The organism is Candidatus Baltobacteraceae bacterium, assembly GCA_036559195.1.
Classification (GTDB): domain Bacteria; phylum Vulcanimicrobiota; class Vulcanimicrobiia; order Vulcanimicrobiales; family Vulcanimicrobiaceae; genus JALYTZ01.
In genome coordinates this window covers 15,433-36,720 of the sequence record DATBTN010000045.1, presented here as the reverse complement: position 1 = coordinate 36,720, position 21,288 = coordinate 15,433, and the positions used below count along the sequence as shown (strand labels likewise).

Sequence of the window (21,288 nt, the reverse complement as noted above, 5' to 3'; positions counted from 1 at the left end):
GGCTACGGCTTCGAGCAGCTCGTTTCGACGGACGTAATTTCTTCAAGGTACTCGAAGAGCTGCGGAAGCGTGATTTTTTCGAGCGCGGTCTTTTGCAGCGCGCCGTCGCCGTCCTCGCCTTCATCCCGTATGTAGCAACGCGATTCAACGCCGCCCTCGCTCTCGCTGATAAACGAAACGGCGAAACCCTTACCGGGCATCTCATCGTAGATACGCATCATCGCCGGATTGAGGATCTCGATTGAGTGCGTGGGATTGTGCGCGTCGAAAACGGTGATCGTGAGATAGTCGCGGTTGACGACTTCGATCGATCCGACCACGAAAATGTTTTTAGCAGAATAGAACTCGTGCCCGCGCTTGTTGCGGCTCGAGACCTCATAGAAGACGCGATGCGAAACGAACCGGTTGAGAATCTTGCGCAACGTTGCAAGCGAAGCGAGCGTTTCCGTCCGGTTGCCCCGCGTGTAGATAATCTTCACGGGCGGACCCCAAGCTTGCACGGGGCCGGAGGAGAGCCCTGCCGAATGGAGGGCACCGCATGTTCTCAGTACCGGAAATGGGGATCCTCGGGGTCCTCGCGTTATTGCTCTTCGGGCCCGAAAAACTGCCCGGCATCATGAAGACCGTCGGCCGGGTGACGCGCGAGGTGCAGGCGACCTCGCAAACGTTCATCCGAGAGATGGAACGTGCCGCCGACGTCAACGAGCCGACGCCGGCGCAGCACTACGAACCGCCGGAGGACCGCGACGACGAACCGCCGATGCCCTCGGAGGCGTCATCCGAGAACGTGCCGGCCGCTCCGGTCGCGACCGAGGCGCCTACGGCGCCCCCGCCAAACGCCGCCACAACCGAATGACGCGTCCGACGTAAGCGCGAGTTTCGGGATATGGCGGAACGCCGCCGTATCGTTCGACCGCTCCGGCGCCCGCGTTATACGCGGCGATCGCGAGCACGTAGCGCGATTGGCTGCCGGTGCGTGCGTACCGGTCGAGCAGCCCGCGCAGGTGGGCGGCAACGCCGTGAATGTTCGCAAGCGGGTCCTGGGGATCGACCCCGAGGCCGGCCGCGGTTGCGGGCATCAATTGCCCGAGACCGATCGCCCCGGCCGGGGAACGCGCGTGTGGATGCCACGCGGACTCGACCGCGATAACGGCCACTAGCAGCCGGGCGTCCAAACCTTGGGTATCGGCTTCGGCGATCACGCGTTCGGCCAGAGCCGACGACTCGCGCGAGTCGAGCTGCGGGTTGAACGCGCACAAGGCGCGCGCGTAGCGCACCGAGATAGAACTCGCGCGAGCGGGTAACGCCGGCACGTACAGCACGACTACGAACAACGCGAGCGTGCGAAGAAGCGAAAGCGGCACGCATCGGCAAGTGCCCCGCCGCCGCGCCTGCGCGCCAGGTCGTTACGAGACGCGCAGCGTCGCCCGCTTCATATACTGGTCGCTGATCGAATAGTAGAGCCAAACGGTTCCGGCGTTCATTTCGAGCGCCGAGGCAGCGAATGCGATATCGGTGTCGTTGATATCCGGCGGCGGGGGCACGATCACGGGATCGACGCACCGGTCGACGACGCGGGTGTAGTCGTCGTCGAATGTGATCCAGCCGATACGCCACTTCGCGTCGTGGGTGGCGCCGTTATAGAACATCGTCGGAACCCCGTTGACTTGTTCGATCGGCCCGGTGCTCAAATGCCACCGATCCCACAGGTCCGGGCGGGCGGAGAAGAGGTCCGGCTGAATCTCCCACGGTCCGTCGACGCGCTTCGAGCGGGCGATGCCGATCTTCGATGCCTCGCCTGCCGCATATTCAAAAAAGAGTCTCCACGTGCCGTCGCCGGCGCGCACGAGCGTTGCCTCTTTGGGGTTCTTGCGCTCTTGCGTCCACGGAATCGAAACGCCGCGCTTTTGCAAATGGCGGCCGTCGGGGCCGACGGCGAGCATCAGTTGCCCCGCGAGCAATGCTTGATTCCAACCCGTGTAGTATACGTAGAGCGTTCCGGCGTCGTAGTCGGCAGTTGGATCTTCGCATCCGTCGCGGTCTTCGGGCTGCGGACCCGGCGCGAGCGCCGGCGCCTCGTCCATCGTAAAGACGATACCGTCTTGCGAGTGGCCGTAGTAGATGCGCGCCACTTTTTGAGTTGCGATCTCCGAGCGGTTGACGGCGCGAACGAGCAGATCGTATCCGCGTTCGCGTTTCCAAACGAACGGGCTCAAGGTGAACATCGAGGCGAGAGGCTCGTCGCGGATTAACGCCATGTCGGCGATTTGCTCGACCGTTACGCGCATTCATAGCTCCCTAGTAAGAAAACGCCCGGACGGGCGTTTTCTCTATGGTTTTATCGGAGACGATTTTTAAATATTGAAATTCTGTCGAAGTTCGTTGATACGCTGCTGGAGCACGCCTTTGACTTGTCCGTGCAAACGTTCTTTCTGCTCGTCGGGCAGGCGCTGGTAGACCAGATAACCGGCCGCCGAGAGGATGCCTCCCAGCACGCCCACCAACAGCGTCTTGCCGACCTCGGTATTCGCACCGTTCTCAGTATTTTCGTAGCTCACGCTTGAATTCTCCGCATTTGCGCCCTTGTAGCCGTTACTACCGGACCATTGTTTCTCCGGCGTCGACCGGAATGAGTCTGACATGCTGCCTCCTTCGTGCTACTCCGATCTTACCCGCTTTCGGGCGAGGTTGTTACGACTCGAGCCGGGATTGGGCGCGAACGTGATCGGGGTATTGGGTCGCTATCTGACGGATCGAGAGTTCTGCCGTCGCCACGATCGCCTGAAGGGCGAGGTCGTCGCGGGCCGCCTCCGGCCATGCTAGCGACATCCGCCCGGAACTCATGGTTGCATCGACCGGCACCTTCGCATGCGCTTCGAGGCCCAGCCGGGCCGCCTGCAGGATCGCGGAAACGGCGGCACAGACGACGTCCTCGCCGTGTTCGGCCGCTTCGGCATGGCCGCTTGCAAAAACAGAAGACAGCCGATCCCGGCTGTCTCTGCAAAACGTGACCTCGAGCACGACGTCCCCTACGGGAGGTCGATCTTCGTGATCTTGACCTGGGCGAAGCGCTGGCGGTGGCCGATGAGCTTGCGGACGCGCTTCTTCGGCTTATACTTGAAAACCAGGATTTTCTTGGCCTTGCCCTGATGCAGAACGGTGCCGGTCACGACGGCGCCATTAACCGTCGGCGCGCCGACCGTCACGGCATCGTCGTCGCTGCGGCCGTTGCTCGCCAGGACGATGCGTTCGAACTTTACGTCCGATCCGACTTCACTCTCCAACAGGTCGCACGTAATAACGTCGCCTTCGGAGACCTTATACTGCTTACCGCCGGTCTCGATGATCGCGTACATAACTTGAGAACATTAGCACCCCGCCACCCGCGCTGTCAACGCGATTCTCCGGTTCCCCCAGGACTTGACGACTTGCGCTCGCAAGCATATAATGCAGATGAGTCTGAAATATAGACTAATCTAAGTCATGTGAGGACGCAATGGAGCCTACCGAAGTACGCGACCACTTGGAGATGGTGGATCGCATTCTCGCTCAAGCCAACCGGGCGATCCAGACTCGCGGCACGCTCTTTATCCTGTGGGGCGTCGTGGCGGCCATTCTCAATCTCACGGCCCAGATGGCGGTTAATGCCGGGGCGTGGCAGCTCTGGCAGACGGTCCTGGACGGCGGTCTCTACCTGGCCGCCATCGTTATAAGCATCGCCTACGTGCGGCGCTATCAGAAGAGCGGCCGCCTCAACGTCACGGAGCTGCAGTTCATTCGGATCCTTTGGATTAGCCTCGCCGCCGCCTTCGTCGCCGAGGTCGGAGCGCCCAACATCTTTACGCACTGGGCGATGTCCGCGATCTGGTCGATCTGTATCGCCATTCCCTTGCTCTTCATCGGCGCACAGGGCCAGCGTTACGCTCTGGCCGGCGGCGTGGTTTTACTGGCCTCCGTCATCGTGGCCAACTATACGCCGCATACGACCGGCATCGTCCTCGCAATCGGCGACATCGTCGGTTACGCCGGCGCCGGGGTCGCTTTCGAACTCCAACGGCGCGATGGATGAACTGCTGCTTTCCAAGATCCGCCTAGGCGTGATCGCGGAGTTGCTCGCGGCGGAGTGGATTGCGTTTAGCGAACTGCAGCGCGCGACGCAAACGACCAACGGCAATCTCGGCGCGCATCTCGGAAAGCTGGTCGACGCCGGGTACGTCGCCGAGGAGAAAAGCTTCGTGGATCGCCGCCCACAGACGCGTTATCGCCTGACGCCGGCCGGGCGCGCGGCGTTCGTCAAGCACGTCGAAGAGATGCAATTCCTTTTGAAAGGTGCCTCGTCATGATCGTGCGCGCGCAACGACTCTGTAAACGCTATAGGGCGAACAAAGCCGTGGACGACGTGTCGTTTGACATCGGCCGCGGCGAGGTCGTCGCCGTGCTCGGGCCCAACGGTGCGGGCAAGACGACCACGCTTGAAATGCTGCTCGGATTACGGTCGCCCACGAGCGGGACGGCGCGATTGTTCGACGCCGACCCGCGCGATCTCGCCGTGCGCCGGCGACTTGGAGCGACGCCGCAGCAGAGCAGCTTTCCCGAAACGCTGCGCGTCGTCGAAATTGCCGAATTCGTCGCCGCGCAATTTCCTAATCCCGCCGGGGTACTTTCGACCCTCGGCGCCTTCGATCTGGAATCGCTCGCGCGCCGTCAGGCCGGCGGCCTCTCCGGGGGAGAATCGCGGCGGCTCGCGTTGGCACTTGCGTTTATCGGAAACCCCGAGCTGATCGTCCTCGACGAGCCCACGACCGGTCTCGATGTCGAATCGAGGCATCGCATTTGGTCGTTCGTACGCGAGTATGCCGCCGGCGGCGGGACCGTGCTTCTAAGCACGCACTACATAGAAGAGGCCGAACTGCTGGCCTCGCGCGTGCTCGTGTTCAATCGCGGACAAATCGCCTTCGACGCCTCGCCCGCGGAACTGCGCGCCCGGCTCGGAACGCGTCGCGTCGCCTACGATCTCGACGGTCGGCGCGTGGAGGTCCCCGGATCGGACACCGATCGCGTCGTGCGCGCGCTGGTGCGCGACGGCGTCGAGTTTCGTAATTTACGCATCGAAGAGTCCTCGCTCGAGGATGCGTTCCTGCAAGTTACCGGAGGTGCGGCGTGAGATTCTTGGATATGTTCGGCGCGCACGTGCGCGCGCGACTGCTTGAGTTGCTGCGAATTCCGGCGTTTATCGTTCCGACGCTGACCTTTCCGGCGCTCTTCTTTCTACTCTTCGCAATGCCGTGGGCGCATACGCGCGAGATCGCGACCGGAGAGATGCTTTCATTCGTCGCCTTCGCGGTAATAGGAGTAACGCTCTTTCAATTCGGAGTCGGCGTCTCGGCCGAGCGCGCGCAGCCGTGGGAGCGATATCTGCGAACGCTCCCCGCTCCGCTCGCGGCGCGTTTTGGAGCACGGCTCGTCTGCGCGCTGGTCTTTGGCGCGATCTCCGCGGCGCTCGTCGTCCTGCTCGCGGTTTCGCGAACGCCCGCCGCGCTCTCGACCGCCGGTTGGTTCGAACTAGCCGCCTTCGCGCTGGCCGGCGGCGTTCCGTTCGTACTCTTCGGATTGACGATCGGCTATTGGACGAACGGTCGAGCGGCCGTGCCGATCGCCAACGTCCTCTATCTGCTGCTTTCGTTTGCCGGCGGGTTGTGGATGCCACCCGCCTTCTTGCCGCACTTCGCGCAGATCGTCTCGCCGTATTTGCCGACGCGCCAATTCGGCGAATTGCTCTGGAGCATAACCGGCTCGCGTCATCCGAATCACGCTCTGACGGTTTTGGGGATCTACGCCGTACTATTTGGAGCGATGGCGGCAGCGGGATATCGTCGCGACGAGCGCGCGAGGTACGCGTAACGCGCGGGACTTTTCCGAAGAATCCCTAAACTCGAACGAGCTATGCGCACGGTTTGGCTGTGGGGCGTCGTCGTCGCGGTGACGCTCTTGCGAGCGATTGCCGCCGCGCGCATTCCGCTTACCGGTGACGAAGCCTACTATTGGGAGTGGAGCCGTCACCTCGCGCTCGGCTACATCGATCATCCGCCGGGCGTTGCTTACGCGATCGCGCTTTTCGCCTGGCTCGGCCAGACGCCGTTTGCCGTACGCATTCCATTCGTGCTGTGCGGCCTCGTAACGGCGGTGTTTGCAGGCGCAGCCGCAACGCGTCTATGCGGCGATCGTCTCGCGGGAGCGATTGCGGCGGCGGCCGTGGCGCTCACGCCCATGCTGTTCATCGCGTTCGGCATCGCTACGCCCGACGGTCCGTACTTAGCCTTCTGGGCGCTCGCGATCTATCTCGCGGTACGCGCGTTTGAAAACCGCGGGTCGCGCTGGTTCGTGTTGCTGGGTATCGCGCTTGGCTGCACGCTGCTCGCGCGAATCTTCGGCCTCGCCTTGCTCGCCGGGGTGATTGCGTTCGCGCTCGCACCCAAGCGCCGCTGGGCGTGGCGCGGGGGAATGTGGTGGACGCTCGGCGCCTTCGCGATCTGCGTCGCTCCGTTTCTCGCGTGGAATGCGGCTAACGGGTGGAGTACGTTCGTCTTCGCGCTGATCGGGCGCCACGCACCGCACGTGCAGCTCACACGTCCGCTGCTCTTGCACGTCATCAACGCCTTCGCGTACTCGCCGGGGCTCTATGTGGCGGCCATACTTCTCGCGGTTCGCCGCAGACAAGTGCTGATCGCGTGGACGGCGCTGCCGCTTTCGATCGTGTTGACGCTGCTCGCGGTTCGCGAGCCGATCGAGGTCTATTGGTTCTTCGGCCCGTTCGTCTCGCTCTGCGTTGCGATGGGCGTTGCGTACGTCGAACTCGCGCCGGCCGCGCGGCGCCGTTGGGCGATTTCCGCGTCCGTACCGGCGATCGTGCTCTCGACGATCCTCTTCGCCGCGGTACTCGCGCCCGGCGGCGTCTATGCCGGCGCCCGCCACTTCGGACTTCGCCTGCACGACGACGGACCGTTCGAAGTCTTCACGTATCCGGCGCTGTCTCGCGATGTCGCGCGAATCGCGGCGCGCGAGGGTGCGATCGTGATGACCGACGGTTATGGGTTTTCATCGGAGTTGGATTTTTACGGAGGCATCGCGCCGGTCGTCATCGGTTACGATCCGCAAGGTGAAGAAGCGCGCCGCTGGTACGATGCGAACGCGCGCCCCGGCCGCGCGCTTTTCGTGGATAAAACGCCGCTCTTTCCGATTCCGAGCCATCCCGAGGCCGGCGCCGGGCGCCCCGATTTTGCGCGCCAGCTCGAGCTTGCGTGCGCGCGCGTCGAGCCGGGGCCAACGCTATCGTACACGTATGCGGGCGCCTCCGACGTGACGATCCCCGCGCGGCAGTATTTTACAACGTGGTGTGACGGCATGCGCCCGGACGGCCTGTCGATCTTGCAGTGGCGTCAGGGGACGAGCGTCAGCCGTTCGCGCGCGGCCGCGTCGACCGCGCGGCGCGAATACGGCAGCGGTTCCAAGCGCCCCGCGACCCACGCCGCGCTCAGATCGGTGTAGTGCCCGGAGCCGGGTTCGCCCGACTCGCCGCTCGGAATCACGATCCCGCCCGCGTCCCAGTTGCCGACATCCCAGACCGCGCGAAAACTTTGCGAGAATCCGGGCGTTTGCACGTGAATCGTATAGTTGTCGCCGTCGCCGGGCAGCGTTACGCCGTCGAGCAGCGTCAAGCCGAGGCCCGAGAGCTGGTGTTCGATCGTCATGGCGGCGAGCGAGCCCCACGTGCCGCGCGCAAACGGCGGATCGGCGAAATGCGTTACCGTTCCATGACGCAACGCGTCTAACTCGGCGGTAAAGGTCGGAACCGACGCGAGCGACGCGGTACGCAGTGCGTGCACGACGGGCGCCGCGCGCGATCCGGGATCGTACCGCCCGTCCCAGTGCGCGAGCAGATCGCGTTCCCGCGCCCCGAGTGCGGGCAGCGCTCCGGTTTGCCGAAGGAGATCTCGCGCGAACTCGAGCTCCGCCGGCGAATACGTATCGAGCTGCATCCGGGTAAAGTATGCAACGTCGTAACGTTTCTTGGCGGTCAACAGCTGATGAATGCGATAGGCGCGGTACGGCGCGCTGAACGTCGCACTCAAACGATACGGATAGCCGGCGCCGTACATCTTGTTGTTCGCCGTGAAGACGACGGCGTCGCGCGATGCTCGTACCGAGGGGAGCCGATCGAACGGAATCGTCGCGTACGAATGCTGCAGATCGCGCGCCGGATGCTCGTAACGGGCCCATGCGGGATCGTTCGGGATGGCGCCGGCGAGGTGATAGGCGGCCGTGCCGTCGGTGCCGGCGAGCACGAAGTTTTGCGTCGGACCGGGGTAGTGCGCTAACGCGCGCAGCGCGCTGCGGATCGAGGTTGCGCCGTCGAGCGACAGAAATGCGGCTACCGGCGACTGCGGTTTATCGTACGCATCCCAACGAACGAGCGCGATCGTGCCCGGTCTCGTTGAGTCCGCTACGCCGAATACGTGGGGCGCTCGATAGTACCGGTGCGTGACGTCGCCGCCGAACCGCACGTGAAAACGTTCGGTCACCCAATAGCGCGCGGGCAGCGAAGCGGGGGCCGCAAAAACGCTGAGCGCCGCAACGGTGCCGTTAGTTGCGCCCCAGGCGATGCGATCGTTGTGGCCGAGAATAATGCCCGGCGTTCCGGCGATCGACGCGCCGGCTGCGTGAAAGCCGGGCGCCTGCAAATCGACGAGATACCAAATGCCGGGAATCGAGAGACTCAAATGCGGGTCGTTCGCCAGCAACGCGCGTCCCGTGCGGGTGTGCGCGCCGCCCGCGGCCCATTCGTTGCTGCCGATCGGAGGACGCTCCGGTATTCGCATCGCCGCGCTTGCAGAATCGAGACGCGTCGCATTCGGCGGAGGTTGGGCGGCGTCGCGTCCGGCTATTGGGACGTCGTACTTCCAGTCGGTGAGCGGATATGCCGCGTTGTAAACGGCGTGGGGCGGCTTCGCGCTAGCGTTCCAGGCGCGGCTGCGCGCCAGCACGTCGTTCCAGGTGTCGGTGAGATCGAGTACGGTGGCGAATCCGACCGCAAGCGAGTCCTGCGGCGTCCACGCGTCGGGCGAGTAAAGCAGGATGCGAAACTCCGGCGGCCTGGGTTGCGTGCGCATCGCGGCGTTTACGCCGTCGCTAAACGCCTGCAGCATCGCGCGCCGATCGGGAGCGACGTGCTGCCATTCGCGCGCTACGATTCCGCGCACGTCGACGACGCGCGAGCGCTCGTCGGCCTTCAAAAGCGGTTTACCCAGAACTTCGGCCAGCCGCCCGTAAACGAATCGCCGCACGAGATCCATTTGAAAGAGCCGGTCCGAGCCCTCGGCATAGCCTTGAGCGAAGAAGAGATCGTGCACGTTTTGGGCTCGAACGTGCGGCACGTAACGCGCGTCGCGCACGATTTCGACCGGCGCCCGAACGCCGAGTCCGGCACGTTCGCCCGCGGTCGTCGAGGCAGCGCGCAGGCCGGCGAAGACGTTGCCGATATAGAACGCGGCGGCGAGAACGACGATTACAACGACGGCGGCCAGAACGCGCAGAACGCGTTTGATCACGCGCTAGCGCTCGATAAAAACGTCGTCGCCGACCACGCGGACGGTGTAGGATTCAACCGGCAGTACGGCCGGGAGCGTTAGCGCCGCGCCGGTCCGCACGTCGAATCGCGCTCCGTGCCGCGGACATTCGATGCACGCGCCTTCGAGAATGCCCTGATCGAGCGATCCCCCGTCGTGCGTGCAAACGTCTTCGATGGCATACATCTCGCCATCGACGTTGCACAGCATCACTTCTGCCCCATCGACGACGACGCGCTTGGTCGTCCCCGGCGCGATCTCGGACTTCTTCGCCACCGCATCACTCATGCGACGCGCATTAGCCAGCCCGCCATCCCGAGCCTCTCACCAACTCTTTTGCCGCGCCTTTCGACGAGCGGTTTAAGCAAGGGGTATGCCTTGTCATGCTGAGCTTGTCGAAGCACGAGCGGGCTACGAAGCAATGAGGTCGCGCTTCGAGAGGCTCGCGTCCTGCGATGGGCTCGGTCCTTCGACAGGCTCCGTCCTTCGACAGGCACCGTCCTTCGACAGGCTCAGGATGACAAGCGTGCTTTGTCATGTTGAGCTTGTCGAAGCACGAGCGGGTTTAAGCAAGGGGATAAGCCTTGTCATGCTGAGCTTGTCGAAGCACGAGCGGGTTACGAGTTGGCTCTAGCCGACGGAGCCTTCCATTTCCATTTTTACTAGGCGGTTGAGTTCGACGGCGTATTCCATTGGGAGTTCCTTGACGAAGAAGTCGAAGAATCCGTTGACGATCATGGCGGTGGCGTCGGCTTCGCTTAGGCCGCGGCTCATCGCGTAGAACAGCTGTTCCTCGCCGATCTTGCTGACGCTGGCTTCGTGCTCGACGGTCGAGCGCTGCTCGTGGATCTTCATGGTCGGCTTCGTGTCGCTCGCCGACTGCTCGTCCATAATCAGCGCGTCGCATTTCACGCGCGTCTTCGCCCCAACCGCGCCGGGGAATATTTCTACCAGGCCGCGGTACGTCGTCTTGCCGCCGTGCGCGCTGACGGACTTATTCGTGACGACCGACGTCGTGTTCGGCGCCGCGTGGATGACCTTGGCGCCGGCGTCTTGATGCTGGCCTTCGCCGGCGAACGCCATCGAGAGGACTTCGCCGCGCGCGCCTTCGCCCATCAGATAGATCGAGGGATATTTCATCGTGAGCTTCGAGCCGATGTTTCCGTCGACCCATTCGACCGTGGCGTTCTTGTGTGCGATCGCGCGTTTGGTTACGAGGTTGTAGATGTTGCGATACCAATTTTGAATCGTCGAGTAGCGGATCGACGCGCCTTCCATGGCGACGAGTTCGACGACGGCGCTGTGCAGCGAGCTAGTCGAAAACTTCGGTGCCGTGCAGCCCTCGATGTAATGAACCTTCGAACCCTTGTCGGCGATGATCAAGGTGCGTTCGAACTGGCCCATGTTCTCCGCGTTAATGCGGAAGTATGCCTGAAGCGGCATCTTCACTTCGACGCCCTCGGGCACGTAGATGAACGATCCGCCCGACCAGACGGCCGAGTTGAGCGCCGAAAACTTGTTGTCGCCGATCGGAATGATGGTTGCGAAATACTTCTGGACGATATCCGGATAGGTCTTAACGGCCGTATCCATATCGCAGAAGAGCACGCCGCTCTCCTCGAGCTCCTTGCTCACGCTATGATAGACGACTTCCGATTCGTACTGAGCGGAGACGCCGGAAAGAAACTTGCGCTCGGCTTCCGGAATGCCGAGACGATCGAACGTTTTTTTGATGTCGTCGGGCACGTCGTCCCACGAGCGTTCGGTCTGATCGGTGGATTTGACGAAATAGTGAATATCCGCGAAGTCGATTTCGGAAAGGAGCTTGGTGTCGCCCCACGTCGGCATCGGCTTGCTTTGGAAAATATCGAAGGCCTTGAGTCGGAACGCGCGCATCCACTCGGGCTCGTCCTTCATCGCGCTGATGCGCTCGACGATCTCCCGCGTCAGACCCTTGCCCGACTTGAAGACGTAATTCTCTTCAGTGTCGTGGAAGCCGTGACGATAATCGTCAACTAGCGCCTCAGGGGTCGTTTTTAGCTCAGTGGCCATACGGATGCGATACTTCCTCTTACTAGCAGCGGGCGAAGCCCAACCTTTAGGTTACGTCCCACCCCCACCATAGTCAAGATAGTTAAGTCAGATCTTCATTATCCATAAACCCCCGGAAACCCCAATCGTTTCGTTCCGTACCAGCGGGTCACCAAGCTAACCGCGGGCGCCGAAGGCGGGGCCCCCGGCGGCTCCGCCGCCGGGGGGCGCGGAGCGCGCAGCGCGGAGGCGCCTGTTAAACCACCCCGTGAGGGAGACGGTGTAAAGCACGAAGAGTGCTTTACACCGTCCCCCTCACGGGGTATCATGGTCGCCGGACCCCAAACGGGGTCCACGGTTCATGGGTGGGCGCGCCCTTACGCGCCATCGCGACGAATCGCACGCGCACCGAACAAGCGCCGGTAAGAGTTCGTCGATAGGTCGGGGACGTGAAACTGCACTGCAGGCGCCAGCCGACGAGGTCCGGAGGTGGGATTTCCCCCGAAGTCCAGGAGAAAATACAAAAATTGAAGGCACTCGGAACGCACATCGTGTGTGAACTCTCGGGGTGTAACTCGGACACCCTAACCGACGTTGACGGCGTTCGCGCCACGCTGATGCAGGCGGCCCGCGAGTCCAGAGCGACCATTATGGAAGTCGCTTTCCATCGCTTCCAGCCCCAGGGCGTCTCGGGCGTAGTTGTCCTGGCCGAATCGCACATTTCGATCCACACGTGGCCGGAGACCGGCTACGCGGCCATGGATTTCTACACGTGCGGCGACCATACCGACCCGTGGCTTGCTTGCGACTACGCCGCCAAAGCTTTTGGCGCGAAGAGTCTGCAAACGACCGAAATCAAGCGCGGTGTAGCCGCGACCAACGATCACTTCACGCACGTCGTGACGGTAGAGAACGAGGACCGCGCGCTAACCGCCTAACTCTCCTCGACTTTTAAGACCTCAAGGGCGCATCCGAAAGGAAGCGTCCTTTTCCTAGCACTAGATTGGGGCGTATGCCGAAAACCGAACACTGGCAGTGGTACGTCGAGGAGTTTTCCGCGACCGAGCAGCATCACCACGCGATCGAAGAAGTCTACTATGCCGGGCGCTCGCCGTATCAGAGTATCGGCGTTATCAAGACGCCCGTGCTTGGGAAGATGCTGATCCTCGACGGCGACACGCAGAGTTCGCAAAACGACGAAAAGATCTATCACGAATCGCTCGTTCACCCGGCGCTCGCGGCTGCGGCCGACCGCTCCGAAGTCCTTATACTCGGCGGCGGCGAGGGTGCGACGCTGCGCGAGGCGCTGCGCCATCCCGATGTCGGACGCGTCACGATGGTCGATATCGACGGTCAAGTCGTCGAACTCTCCAAAAAGTATCTGCCGGAATGGTCCGCCGGTGCGTTCGAGAATCCGCGCGCGCGCGTGATCGTCGGCGACGCGCTAAAGTTTCTCGCCGAAGACCGCGACCGCTACGGCGCGATCGTCTCCGATCTCACCGAGCCGCTCGAGGATTCGCCGAGCAACCCGCTCTTTTGCGACGAAGTATTCCGCAACATCAAGGCGCGCCTGACCGATGGCGGCATCTACGTGCTGCAAGCGAGTACCGCGGGCTTCCACAACATGTCGCTGCACGCCAAAATGGCGCGCACGCTGCGGACGTACTACAAGCACGTCGCGTCCTTTTACGCACACGTGCCGGCGTTCGATAACGATTGGGCGTTCCTAGCCTGCAGCGATCGCGTCGATGTCGCAACGCTCGATGAGGCGGCGGTGGACGCATACTGCGCGCAATTGCACGGCGAGAACTTCTTTTACGACGGTCAGACGCACCGGCGCATTTTTGCCTTGCCGCTCTACCTCCGGCGCGAACTCGCAAAGCACGGAGATACGTTCTGACGCAGCGCTATGCCGGCAAGACCGTGCTGGTAACCGGCGGCGGATCGGGCCTCGGCCGCTCGATGGCTCGCGGTTTCGCGCGCGAGGGCGCGACCGTCTGCACGATCGGGCGACGTCAAGAAGCCGTCGACGAGACCTCGCGCCTGATCGAAAGCGAGGGCGGTACGGCCTTCGGACTGAGTTGTGACGTGCGCGACGCCGCGCGAGTCGGCGACACGATCGCCGAAATCGTACGGCGTACCGGCAGTCTCGACGTCCTGGTCAACAATGCGGCCGGCAATTTCGTTAAGGAGTCCGAGCAGCTTTCACCCAACGGCTTCAAGTCGGTCGTCGATATCGTGCTGCTCGGAACGTTCAATTGTACGCGTGCGGCTTTCGACGCGCTGCGAGCCGGTAAAGGCAGCATTCTCAACATCATCGCTACCTACGCGTGGACCGGCGAGCCGGGAGCCGTGCACTCGGCTGCGGCGAAGGCGGGCGTGCTCAACATGACGCAGACGCTCGCCGGCGAGTGGGGCCGTTACGGCATCCGCGCCAACGCGCTCGCGCCTGGACCGATCCACACCGAAGGAACGGACAAAAACCTGTGGAGCGTCGGCGACGTGGAGAAGCAGCTCGTGAAAATGATTCCGCTCGGTCGCCTCGGCGAACCTGAGGACGTAACGCGCGCCGCGCTCTGGCTTTGCTCCGATGAAGCGCGCTGGATCAGCGGCAGTACCTTGACCGTGGACGGCGGGATGGCGGTGCACGGCGGAAGCTTGAACTTCCGCCGCGCCCTCGACGCCCTTACTGCGAAGAGCCCGCCTGCGCCGTAACCGGCTGCTTGAATCGTACTTCGATGACCGTTCCCGTCGGAACGGCGATATCGGTCTTGAGCGTCTGCGAGACGGCGTAGCCGCCGACGGCACCCATCAGGCCGCCGTGCGATTTGCCGGTGTGTTTGGCAATTTCGTGACCGGCGATCGCGCCCCCGACCATCATGCCGAGCGTTCGCAGATGATGGCTCTTGGGTTCGAAGTTTTTGAACGAGACGAGTTGCACGTTAACCAGCGCTTTCGTGCCGTCGGGCATCCGGATGTCGTCGAAAACGATGGTCATCGCCGGATTGTGCAGCGGTCCGGCCGCGTGCACGTTTTCCAGATGTCCGTCGATCGTCGCGCCGTGCAGCGCGGGGTTCTTATGAAGAAGCGTGTCGGTCTGAGCGAGCGCAAAGGCGTCGCCGTCCTTACTCGTCTTGGTGCCGATCGGCTGCTGAAGTTTACCGTAAAAATCGGTCCCGGCGGCGACGAGGACGGGGCCGCCGGAGGTGCCGGGTGCGGCGTTCGAACCGGCGCTTTGGGTCGTGACGTCGGAGTGGCGGCCGCAGCCTGCGAGGCCGGACGCGAGCGCGGCAACCGCTGCGAGCGTTAGGACGGTACGTTGCGTGCGTGAAGTAAACATCGAGCCCTTTTCGCGAGGGACCGCTCGACCTCTTTCGCCGTTCGGGGGGCCTCACAAAAGCACTAGACGAAGGCGAGGCCATCACCTAGGATTGTGAGGCCCATGACGATCGATCAAGAGTCGGCGCGCCGGCAGTGGGATAAGGAGAAGTCGCACTTCGTCGAGCTTCTCGATTTGCATTTGGTCAGCGTCGAGGGCGGCCGCGCCGTCATGCGCATGCCCTATCGCCCGCAGATCTCCAACGGCACCGGCGCCGTCCATGGCGGCGCCATCGTCAGCCTGTGCGACACCGTCTTCTATCTCGCGCTTGCCTCGCTCTACGGCCGCGAACAGGACACGACCACCGTCTCGCTCCAATGCAACTTTCTGGCCCCGGCGGTGCCTCCGCACGACCTCATCGCCGAGGCGAAGGTCCTCAAGTCCGGCCGGCGCATCGTTTACGGCGAGGTCTACGTTCGCAGCGGCGATATAATCGTGGCGCACGCAACGTTGAACTTTCTCAACTCCTATCCGCAAGAAAAGCCAAAGCAGTCATGACGACGACCTCTAACGATGTAAAGCGCACCGCGCTCTACGACGAGCACGTGCGCCTGGGCGCGCGGATGATTCCGTTCGGCGGATTCGAGATGCCGGTGCAGTACACGAGCATCCTGCGCGAACACGACGCCGTCCGGCACCGGGCCGGGCTCTTCGATCTCTCGCACATGGGGCAGTTTATTCTGCAGGGCGAGAACGTCGGCGCTTGGGCGGATAAGCTCACCGTCAATAACGTCGCGACGATCAAACCGCTGCAGGCCCGCTACAATATTTTCACCAACGCCGAGGGCGGCGCGCACGACGACGTGATCTTCTACCGCCTCGAAGGCCGCTGGCTGCTGGTCGTCAATGCCAGCAACGCGCCGAAAATGTGGGAACACATCAACGCGCACCTCGGCGACTCGGGCGTCAAACTGACCAACCTTCACGGCAGCAACGCGCTCATCGCGCTGCAAGGTCCCAAGTCGCTCGAAATGCTCGCGCCCCATACCGACGTCGACATCGCGAGCTTGAAGTATTATTTCTGCGCGGAAGGCTCCGTTTACGGCAAGCACGCGGTGATCGCGCGGACCGGTTACACGGGAGAAGACGGCTTCGAACTTTTTGTGGACGGTACCGATGCGGCGGAAATCTGGTCGAAGCTGCTCGCGGACAATCGCGCCGCCGGTCTCGAACCGGTTGGTTTGGGCGCGCGCGACGTGCTGCGCCTCGAAGCCGGCATGCCGCTCTACGGCCACGAGATGACCGAGACGATCACGCCGATTCAAGCTGGGATGAATTGGGCCGTCAAATTGACCAAGCCCGAGTTCCTCGGCAAGCGAGCCTTGCAGGCGCAGAGCGAGGGCGATACGTTCGCTCGCATCGCCGGGATCGTAATGGCGGGGCGCACCCCGGCGCGCGCCGGCTACAAGGTCTTTCTCGGCGACCGGGAGGTCGGCGAAGTTCGCAGCGGTTCTACGGCACCCTCGCTCCAGAATCAGAACGTCGCGACGGTGCTCGTGGAAAAAGAAGCCGCAACCCCCGGCACGCTGCTGGCGGTCGAGATTCGCGGGACTCGCCACGACGCGACCGTCGTCTCGTTACCGTTTTACAAGCGTTCCTCTTAAGTACGCACCGCAGCAAAGGAGACTAAAACCGCAGTGGCGCAGCCGCAAGACCTCTTATACAGCAAAGAACACGAGTGGGTAAAACTCAATGGCGACGTTGCGACGGTCGGAATTACCGATTACGCGCAGAACTCGCTGGGCGACATCGTTTACGTGGAACTCCCGCGCGTCGGCGCGACGATCGCGCAATTCGGCAACGTCGGCGTCGTGGAATCGGTTAAGGCCGTCTCCGATCTCTTCACGCCCATCGGCGGTGAAGTGACCGAGATCAACGGCGGACTCGAGAACGATCCGGCGCTCGTCAATCGCGAACCGTACGCCGGCGGTTGGCTCTTCAAAGTGAAGCTCTCCGATACCGCGCAGCGTAACAACCTGCTCGCACCCGCCGACTACGAGAAAGAGATCGCAGAGTAGCCAACCATGCCCTATTATCCGCACACCAAAGCCGATATCGCGCACATGCTTGCGGCCATCGGCGTCGGCTCGCTCGAAGAACTCGTGAAGGTCCCCGACAACGTGACGCTGCGGGAGCCGCTCGATATCGTTCCGGCCCTCGCCGAAGTGGACATCACGCGCCGCTTCGAGCATTTCGCGAAGAAGAACGCCGGCGTCGACTACGTGTCGTTTCTCGGTGGCGGAAGTTATCGTCACTACGCACCGCCGGCGATCATGTCGCTCGCGATGCGCGGCGAGTTTCTCACGTCGTATACGCCGTACCAAGCCGAGGTGTCGCAGGGATACCTGCAAGCCATCTACGAGTGGCAAACCTACATTTGCCTGCTCACCGGTTTGGATATCGCCAACGCGTCGGTATACGACGGGGCGACCGCGCTTGCCGAGGCGGCGATCATGGCGATCAATGCCAACGGTCGCAAGAGAGTTCTCGTCTCGCGTGCGATCAACCCGAACTACCTTCAGGTGCTCAAGACGTATTGCGACGGCCTGGACTTGCAATTGGACGAGCTGCCGATCGCACCCGACGGCACGACCGACCTGAGCGATCTGCACGCGCGGCTCGCGACCAAAGAGTACGCGTGCGTGGCCATCCAATCACCGAATTTCTTCGGGAACGTCGACGTGCCCGCACCCGAAATCGCGGCATCGATCGGAGCGAGCGGCACGGTCCTCATCGGCGTCGTCGCCGAAGCGCTGGCCCTCGCCGCCCTGCAAACGCCCGCGTCGTGGGGCGCGCAGATCGTCGCGGGCGAGGCGCAGAGCTTCGGCGTCGCGGTCGCGTACGGCGGCCCGTACGTGGGTTTCATCGCCGCGAGTAAAGAGCACATGCGCCGCATTCCGGGGCGACTCGTCGGCAAGACGCTCGATAATGCCGGCAACGACGCATTCGTGCTGACGCTTCAAGCCCGCGAGCAGCACATTCGGCGCGAACGGGCAACCAGCAATATTTGCACCAATCAAGCGCACTGCGCGCTAATCGCGACGATGTATCTCGCGTTCTTGGGCAAGACCGGGTTGCGCGACGTCGCGTCCGCCAATCTCAAGCGCTCGCGCGAACTCGCCACCCGGGTCAGTTCGATCGAGGGCTGCACGCTCGCGTTCCAGGCGCCGTTTTTTAACGAAGTCGCCGTCGACGTGCACCAGCCGGCAAAGGAGGTTCTCGCGAAACTGCAAGCGCGCGGCATTCTCGGCGGCATCGATCTCGGCCGGTTCTATCCGGAATTCTCGAACCACATTTTGATGACGGCGACCGAACTCACGACGTCGGCCGATATCGAAGCGCTCTGCACCGCACTTAAAGAGGTCGTCAATGTCCCGGCTCGCGTCTGATCACACCGCCACTCCGGTCATTTTCGAACTCGGCCAGGAAGGGCGCGCGAATGCCTACGTCGATCCCGGCGATCCGCTGAGCGATTTTCTGCCGGCGAATCTGCTGCGCGACGAGTTGCCGCTTCCCGATAATAGCGAGTTGGACGTCGTGCGGCATTTTACGCGACTCTCGCAGCGCACGTTCGGCATCGATCTAGGCTTCTATCCGCTCGGGTCGTGCACGATGAAGTACAATCCGCGCGTCAACGACGCGATGGCGAACCTGCCGGGGCTGCGCGACCTGCACCCGTGGACGCCCGACGAACTGGCGCAGGGTGCGCTGCAGATCATGTGGGAGCTCGAACACAGTCTGTGCTCGCTCTTCGGCATGGCGGCGTTTTCGCTCAATCCCGCAGCCGGCGCGCACGCGGAGCTCGCGGCGCTGCTCATCGCGAAGAAGTACTTTAGAGAGCGCGGCGAGATCGCGCGCGATAAGGTGATCGTCCCCGACACCGCGCACGGTACCAACCCGGCCTCGGCGGCGATGTGCGGATTCAAAGTGATCTCGCTAAAGAGCGACGAGCGCGGGCGCGTGAGCGTCGACGAGTTGAAGAAGGCCATCGGTCCGGACACCGCGGTCTGCATGATGACTAATCCGAACACGCTCGGACTTTTTGAAGACCACATTCGCGAGATCGCGCAGGCGGTTCACGCGGTCGGCGGCTTGATGTACTACGACGGAGCGAATGCCAACGCGCTCATGGGTAACGCGCGCCCCGGCGACATGGGCTTCGACCTCATGCATCTCAATCTGCACAAAACGTTTACCATCCCGCACGGCGGCGGTGGGGCCGGGCACGGTCCGGTCGGCGTCGCCAAGCATCTCGTCGAGTATCTGCCGACGCCCTACGTGGTAGCCGCCAAGCGATCCAACGGCGACCCCAAGACGGCGCCGAGCGACCAACTCGCCTTCCGGCTCGACTTCGATCGGCCTAAGTCGATCGGTCCGATGCGTTCTTTTTGGTCGAACTTCGCCCACGCGGTTCGCGCGCTCGCCTACATTTACGCAAACGGCGCCGAAGGCCTCACCAAAGTCTCGCAGCTCGCAGTGCTCAACGCGAACTACATCCGCGTGAACGTCCGCGACTTCTTGGAGACCCCTTACGACGAGATTTGCCGGCACGAGTTCGTCGCCTCGGCGCAAGAACTCAAGAAGGCGACCGGCGTCAAGGCACTCGACATCGCTAAGGCGCTGCTCGACCGGGGCTTCATGGCACCGACGATGTACTTCCCCCTCATCGTGCCCGAATGTCTGATGATCGAGCCGACCGAGACCGAGTCCAAGGAGACGCTCGACCAGTTCATTAGCGCCTTGCGGGAGATCGTTGAAGAGGCCAAGACCAACCCGCAGTCGATCCTCGACGCCCCGATCAATACGGTCGTCGGCCGCCTCGACGAGACCCGGGCAGCCCGCCAGCCGGACCTCCGCTGGGAAGCCTCGTCCTAGGAAGAAGGATACTCCTCCCAGCAGGCTCTTCTTGGTGGGGTCCGCTATAATTACAGTAATCAGAAGGCGACCCAAACGGGGCGCCTTTCCAGTCCTTCAGGGGCAAAACGATGCGGATCAAATACGAGGTTTCGGCCGGAGGACTCGTCCTTCGCCGACGCGAGTCGTCCTACGACGCGCTGCTTATCGGGCGGGGTTCGCCGCGTATTTGGACGTTGCCGAAGGGGCATCTCGAGGCGCGCGAATCGCACGAACAGGCGGCACTGCGCGAGGTCCGCGAGGAGACCGGTTGCTGGGCCGAGCTCATCACCAAGCTCAACGACATCTCGTACTGGTTTTACATCGGTCGCGCGAAGCATAAGAAATCGGTCACCTTCTACTTGATGCGCTATCTCTCGGGCGACACCGCTAACCACGACCACGAAGTCGACGAGGCACGCTGGTTCGACATCGCAGCTGCGAAGCGAGCGCTGAAATACGTCAACGAGAAACGCCTGATCGACATGGCGCTCGACGCGCTGGTCGCGAATCCCGCGGCCTTCGGCGACGTGCCGCTCGTCGCGAGAACGGCGGACCAGAGAAGCTCTTGAGCACCACCGGGGTAATCGCGCAGACGCAGCCGGCTTTGCCGGATGCGGACGCGGGCAAGCTGCGCATTTCGTTTGAGATCTTCGACGGCCCGCTCGATCTGCTGCTGCATTTGGTCAAGGAGCGCGAGCTCGACATCGCGACCGTGCCGCTCGCGACCGTTGCGGCGCAATATCTCTCGTACATCTCGATGATGGAAGAGCTCGACGTCGAGGTTGCTGCCGAGTATCTAGTCATTGCCGCGACGCTGCTCTTTCTCAAGTCGAAGGCGCTGCTGCCGCCGATACCGAGCGAATTCCAAGAGGACGATGACGAATCGCCCGAACAGGTCGAAGAGCGCCTGCGCCAGCGGCTCATCGCCTATTCGAAGTATCGCGAAGTCGGTCAGGAACTGCGCAACCGGCAGTTGGAAGCCGCATCGTTCTACTATCGCGACGCGGGCGATCCGATCGGCGAGATGCATCAACGCTATCGCATCGAACCGGATAAGCTGACGAAAGCCTTTCTGGCGATGTTGCGCGCCGCGCGCCCGGAGAAACGTACGATCGCGCGCGAGCGGGTTTCGCTAATGGCTTCCATGGACTACATCATGCGCCACGTTCGCGAACACGGCGAGGCGCTCTTCAGCGAGATCTGCAAAGAGCTTGGGATGTCGCGCGAATCGATCATCGTGACGTTTCTAGCGATTCTCGAACTGATTCGGCGGCATCGCGTCGGTTACGAGCAGCCCGACCTGTTCGACGACATCCGCCTTTTCCCGATCACCGCCGCCGCCGCCGCTGGGACGTAACA

At 62.7% G+C, this 21,288-nt stretch carries 26 protein-coding genes; 16 read left to right on the top strand and 10 right to left on the bottom strand.

The features are described from left to right. Positions 1–2 precede the first annotated feature (2 nt). Positions 3–479 (bottom strand): hypothetical protein, encoded by a 477-nt coding sequence (locus tag VIG32_05960; protein HEY8297549.1) that lies wholly within the window; start codon positions 477–479, stop codon positions 3–5. Between the two features lie 59 nt (positions 480–538). On the opposite strand from VIG32_05960, the gene VIG32_05955 reads away from it, so the two are divergent. Beyond that, positions 539–856: a twin-arginine translocase TatA/TatE family subunit gene (locus VIG32_05955; protein HEY8297548.1), complete on the top strand. Its 318-nt coding sequence runs from the start codon at positions 539–541 to the stop codon at positions 854–856. Here VIG32_05955 and VIG32_05950 read toward each other — a convergent pair. From VIG32_05950 to rplU, 5 genes are all read right to left on the bottom strand, one after another. After that, entirely contained in the window at positions 819–1,364 is a 546-nt protein-coding gene (locus VIG32_05950; GenBank protein HEY8297547.1) for a lytic transglycosylase domain-containing protein, read from the bottom strand. The two genes, VIG32_05955 and VIG32_05950, sit on opposite strands and share 38 nt — an antisense overlap. Before the next feature lie 42 nt (positions 1,365–1,406). After that, positions 1,407–2,288 carry a hypothetical protein gene (locus tag VIG32_05945; GenBank protein ID HEY8297546.1) on the bottom strand — a complete coding sequence of 294 codons (882 nt, stop codon included), beginning with the start codon at positions 2,286–2,288 and terminating at the stop codon, positions 1,407–1,409. Between the two features lie 66 nt (positions 2,289–2,354). Continuing rightward, complete coding sequence (locus VIG32_05940; GenBank protein ID HEY8297545.1) at positions 2,355–2,642, bottom strand: hypothetical protein; 288 nt, start codon at positions 2,640–2,642, stop codon at positions 2,355–2,357. A gap of 49 nt (positions 2,643–2,691) precedes the next feature. Beyond that, positions 2,692–3,021 (bottom strand): ribosomal-processing cysteine protease Prp, encoded by a 330-nt coding sequence (locus tag VIG32_05935; GenBank protein ID HEY8297544.1) that lies wholly within the window; start codon positions 3,019–3,021, stop codon positions 2,692–2,694. A gap of 8 nt (positions 3,022–3,029) precedes the next feature. Continuing rightward, the gene (rplU, locus tag VIG32_05930; protein ID HEY8297543.1) at positions 3,030–3,356 is read right to left on the bottom strand and encodes a 50S ribosomal protein L21; all 327 of its coding nucleotides are present in this window, start codon (positions 3,354–3,356) and stop codon (positions 3,030–3,032) included. A gap of 140 nt (positions 3,357–3,496) precedes the next feature. On the opposite strand from rplU, the gene VIG32_05925 reads away from it, so the two are divergent. The 5 genes from VIG32_05925 to VIG32_05905 are packed head-to-tail and all read left to right on the top strand — an operon-like array spanning position 3,497 to position 7,545. Next, positions 3,497–4,069: a hypothetical protein gene (locus tag VIG32_05925; GenBank protein HEY8297542.1), complete on the top strand. Its 573-nt coding sequence runs from the start codon at positions 3,497–3,499 to the stop codon at positions 4,067–4,069. Beyond that, positions 4,062–4,343 carry a transcriptional regulator gene (locus tag VIG32_05920; protein HEY8297541.1) on the top strand — a complete coding sequence of 94 codons (282 nt, stop codon included), beginning with the start codon at positions 4,062–4,064 and terminating at the stop codon, positions 4,341–4,343. Before VIG32_05925 ends, VIG32_05920 begins: the two co-directional genes overlap by 8 nt. Further along, positions 4,340–5,164, top strand: a complete 825-nt coding sequence (locus VIG32_05915) for an ABC transporter ATP-binding protein (protein ID HEY8297540.1) — start codon at positions 4,340–4,342, stop codon at positions 5,162–5,164. The genes VIG32_05920 and VIG32_05915 overlap by 4 nt, the downstream gene beginning before the upstream one ends. Then, positions 5,161–5,901: an ABC transporter permease gene (locus tag VIG32_05910; GenBank protein ID HEY8297539.1), complete on the top strand. Its 741-nt coding sequence runs from the start codon at positions 5,161–5,163 to the stop codon at positions 5,899–5,901. The genes VIG32_05915 and VIG32_05910 overlap by 4 nt, the downstream gene beginning before the upstream one ends. A 42-nt stretch (positions 5,902–5,943) precedes the next feature. Continuing rightward, positions 5,944–7,545: a glycosyltransferase family 39 protein gene (locus VIG32_05905; GenBank protein HEY8297538.1), complete on the top strand. Its 1,602-nt coding sequence runs from the start codon at positions 5,944–5,946 to the stop codon at positions 7,543–7,545. Here the strand turns inward: VIG32_05905 and VIG32_05900 are convergent. The 3 genes from VIG32_05900 to sufB all read right to left on the bottom strand — a co-directional run bounded on the left by VIG32_05900 (position 7,437) and on the right by sufB (position 11,675). Continuing rightward, on the bottom strand, positions 7,437–9,605 hold the full coding sequence (locus VIG32_05900; protein HEY8297537.1) for a penicillin acylase family protein: 2,169 nt from the start codon (positions 9,603–9,605) through the stop codon (positions 7,437–7,439). The two genes, VIG32_05905 and VIG32_05900, sit on opposite strands and share 109 nt — an antisense overlap. Positions 9,606–9,608: 3 nt before the next feature. Then, entirely contained in the window at positions 9,609–9,911 is a 303-nt protein-coding gene (locus VIG32_05895; protein HEY8297536.1) for a non-heme iron oxygenase ferredoxin subunit, read from the bottom strand. A gap of 342 nt (positions 9,912–10,253) precedes the next feature. Then, positions 10,254–11,675: a Fe-S cluster assembly protein SufB gene (gene sufB, locus VIG32_05890; GenBank protein ID HEY8297535.1), complete on the bottom strand. Its 1,422-nt coding sequence runs from the start codon at positions 11,673–11,675 to the stop codon at positions 10,254–10,256. Between the two features lie 428 nt (positions 11,676–12,103). Here sufB and speD point away from each other — a divergent pair, with 428 nt between their 5' ends. From speD to VIG32_05875, 3 genes are all read left to right on the top strand, one after another. Beyond that, a complete protein-coding gene (gene speD, locus VIG32_05885) occupies positions 12,104–12,592 on the top strand; it encodes an adenosylmethionine decarboxylase (GenBank protein ID HEY8297534.1) in 489 nt (162 codons plus the stop codon). 74 nt (positions 12,593–12,666) lie between these two features. Beyond that, complete coding sequence (locus VIG32_05880; protein HEY8297533.1) at positions 12,667–13,554, top strand: hypothetical protein; 888 nt, start codon at positions 12,667–12,669, stop codon at positions 13,552–13,554. A gap of 23 nt (positions 13,555–13,577) precedes the next feature. Then, the gene (locus VIG32_05875; protein HEY8297532.1) at positions 13,578–14,369 is read left to right on the top strand and encodes an SDR family oxidoreductase; all 792 of its coding nucleotides are present in this window, start codon (positions 13,578–13,580) and stop codon (positions 14,367–14,369) included. On the opposite strand, the gene VIG32_05870 is transcribed toward VIG32_05875, so the two are convergent. Continuing rightward, on the bottom strand, positions 14,341–14,994 hold the full coding sequence (locus tag VIG32_05870) for a hypothetical protein (GenBank protein ID HEY8297531.1): 654 nt from the start codon (positions 14,992–14,994) through the stop codon (positions 14,341–14,343). The genes VIG32_05875 and VIG32_05870 overlap by 29 nt on opposite strands. A 102-nt stretch (positions 14,995–15,096) precedes the next feature. On the opposite strand from VIG32_05870, the gene VIG32_05865 reads away from it, so the two are divergent. From VIG32_05865 to VIG32_05835, 7 genes are all read left to right on the top strand, one after another. Beyond that, a complete protein-coding gene (locus VIG32_05865) occupies positions 15,097–15,531 on the top strand; it encodes a PaaI family thioesterase (GenBank protein ID HEY8297530.1) in 435 nt (144 codons plus the stop codon). Beyond that, positions 15,528–16,637, top strand: a complete 1,110-nt coding sequence (gcvT, locus tag VIG32_05860; GenBank protein ID HEY8297529.1) for a glycine cleavage system aminomethyltransferase GcvT — start codon at positions 15,528–15,530, stop codon at positions 16,635–16,637. The genes VIG32_05865 and gcvT overlap by 4 nt, the downstream gene beginning before the upstream one ends. Positions 16,638–16,670: 33 nt before the next feature. Further along, entirely contained in the window at positions 16,671–17,051 is a 381-nt protein-coding gene (gcvH, locus tag VIG32_05855; protein HEY8297528.1) for a glycine cleavage system protein GcvH, read from the top strand. Positions 17,052–17,057: 6 nt separating this feature from the next. After that, a complete protein-coding gene (gene gcvPA / locus VIG32_05850; protein ID HEY8297527.1) occupies positions 17,058–18,422 on the top strand; it encodes an aminomethyl-transferring glycine dehydrogenase subunit GcvPA in 1,365 nt (454 codons plus the stop codon). After that, the gene (gcvPB, locus tag VIG32_05845) at positions 18,403–19,908 is read left to right on the top strand and encodes an aminomethyl-transferring glycine dehydrogenase subunit GcvPB (protein HEY8297526.1); all 1,506 of its coding nucleotides are present in this window, start codon (positions 18,403–18,405) and stop codon (positions 19,906–19,908) included. The genes gcvPA and gcvPB overlap by 20 nt, the downstream gene beginning before the upstream one ends. Before the next feature lie 110 nt (positions 19,909–20,018). After that, on the top strand, positions 20,019–20,498 hold the full coding sequence (locus tag VIG32_05840) for an NUDIX hydrolase (GenBank protein ID HEY8297525.1): 480 nt from the start codon (positions 20,019–20,021) through the stop codon (positions 20,496–20,498). Then, complete coding sequence (locus VIG32_05835; GenBank protein ID HEY8297524.1) at positions 20,495–21,286, top strand: segregation/condensation protein A; 792 nt, start codon at positions 20,495–20,497, stop codon at positions 21,284–21,286. Before VIG32_05840 ends, VIG32_05835 begins: the two co-directional genes overlap by 4 nt. Positions 21,287–21,288 lie beyond the last annotated feature (2 nt).

Bases quoted from the DNA above. Each gene is read 5' to 3' on its own strand.
- VIG32_05955 (HEY8297548.1), top strand. From the start codon at position 539: ATGTTCTCAGTACCGGAAATGGGGATCCTCGGGGTCCTCGCGTTATTG.
- VIG32_05945 (HEY8297546.1), bottom strand. From the start codon at position 2,288: ATGCGCGTAACGGTCGAGCAAATCGCCGACATGGCGTTAATCCGCGAC.
- VIG32_05940 (HEY8297545.1), bottom strand. From the start codon at position 2,642: ATGTCAGACTCATTCCGGTCGACGCCGGAGAAACAATGGTCCGGTAGT.
- rplU (HEY8297543.1), bottom strand. From the start codon at position 3,356: ATGTACGCGATCATCGAGACCGGCGGTAAGCAGTATAAGGTCTCCGAA.
- VIG32_05925 (HEY8297542.1), top strand. From the start codon at position 3,497: ATGGAGCCTACCGAAGTACGCGACCACTTGGAGATGGTGGATCGCATT.
- VIG32_05920 (HEY8297541.1), top strand. From the start codon at position 4,062: ATGGATGAACTGCTGCTTTCCAAGATCCGCCTAGGCGTGATCGCGGAG.
- VIG32_05915 (HEY8297540.1), top strand. From the start codon at position 4,340: ATGATCGTGCGCGCGCAACGACTCTGTAAACGCTATAGGGCGAACAAA.
- VIG32_05905 (HEY8297538.1), top strand. From the start codon at position 5,944: ATGCGCACGGTTTGGCTGTGGGGCGTCGTCGTCGCGGTGACGCTCTTG.
- VIG32_05895 (HEY8297536.1), bottom strand. From the start codon at position 9,911: ATGAGTGATGCGGTGGCGAAGAAGTCCGAGATCGCGCCGGGGACGACC.
- sufB (HEY8297535.1), bottom strand. From the start codon at position 11,675: ATGGCCACTGAGCTAAAAACGACCCCTGAGGCGCTAGTTGACGATTAT.
- VIG32_05880 (HEY8297533.1), top strand. From the start codon at position 12,667: ATGCCGAAAACCGAACACTGGCAGTGGTACGTCGAGGAGTTTTCCGCG.
- VIG32_05870 (HEY8297531.1), bottom strand. From the start codon at position 14,994: ATGTTTACTTCACGCACGCAACGTACCGTCCTAACGCTCGCAGCGGTT.
- VIG32_05865 (HEY8297530.1), top strand. From the start codon at position 15,097: ATGACGATCGATCAAGAGTCGGCGCGCCGGCAGTGGGATAAGGAGAAG.
- gcvT (HEY8297529.1), top strand. From the start codon at position 15,528: ATGACGACGACCTCTAACGATGTAAAGCGCACCGCGCTCTACGACGAG.
- gcvPA (HEY8297527.1), top strand. From the start codon at position 17,058: ATGCCCTATTATCCGCACACCAAAGCCGATATCGCGCACATGCTTGCG.
- gcvPB (HEY8297526.1), top strand. From the start codon at position 18,403: ATGTCCCGGCTCGCGTCTGATCACACCGCCACTCCGGTCATTTTCGAA.
- VIG32_05840 (HEY8297525.1), top strand. From the start codon at position 20,019: ATGCGGATCAAATACGAGGTTTCGGCCGGAGGACTCGTCCTTCGCCGA.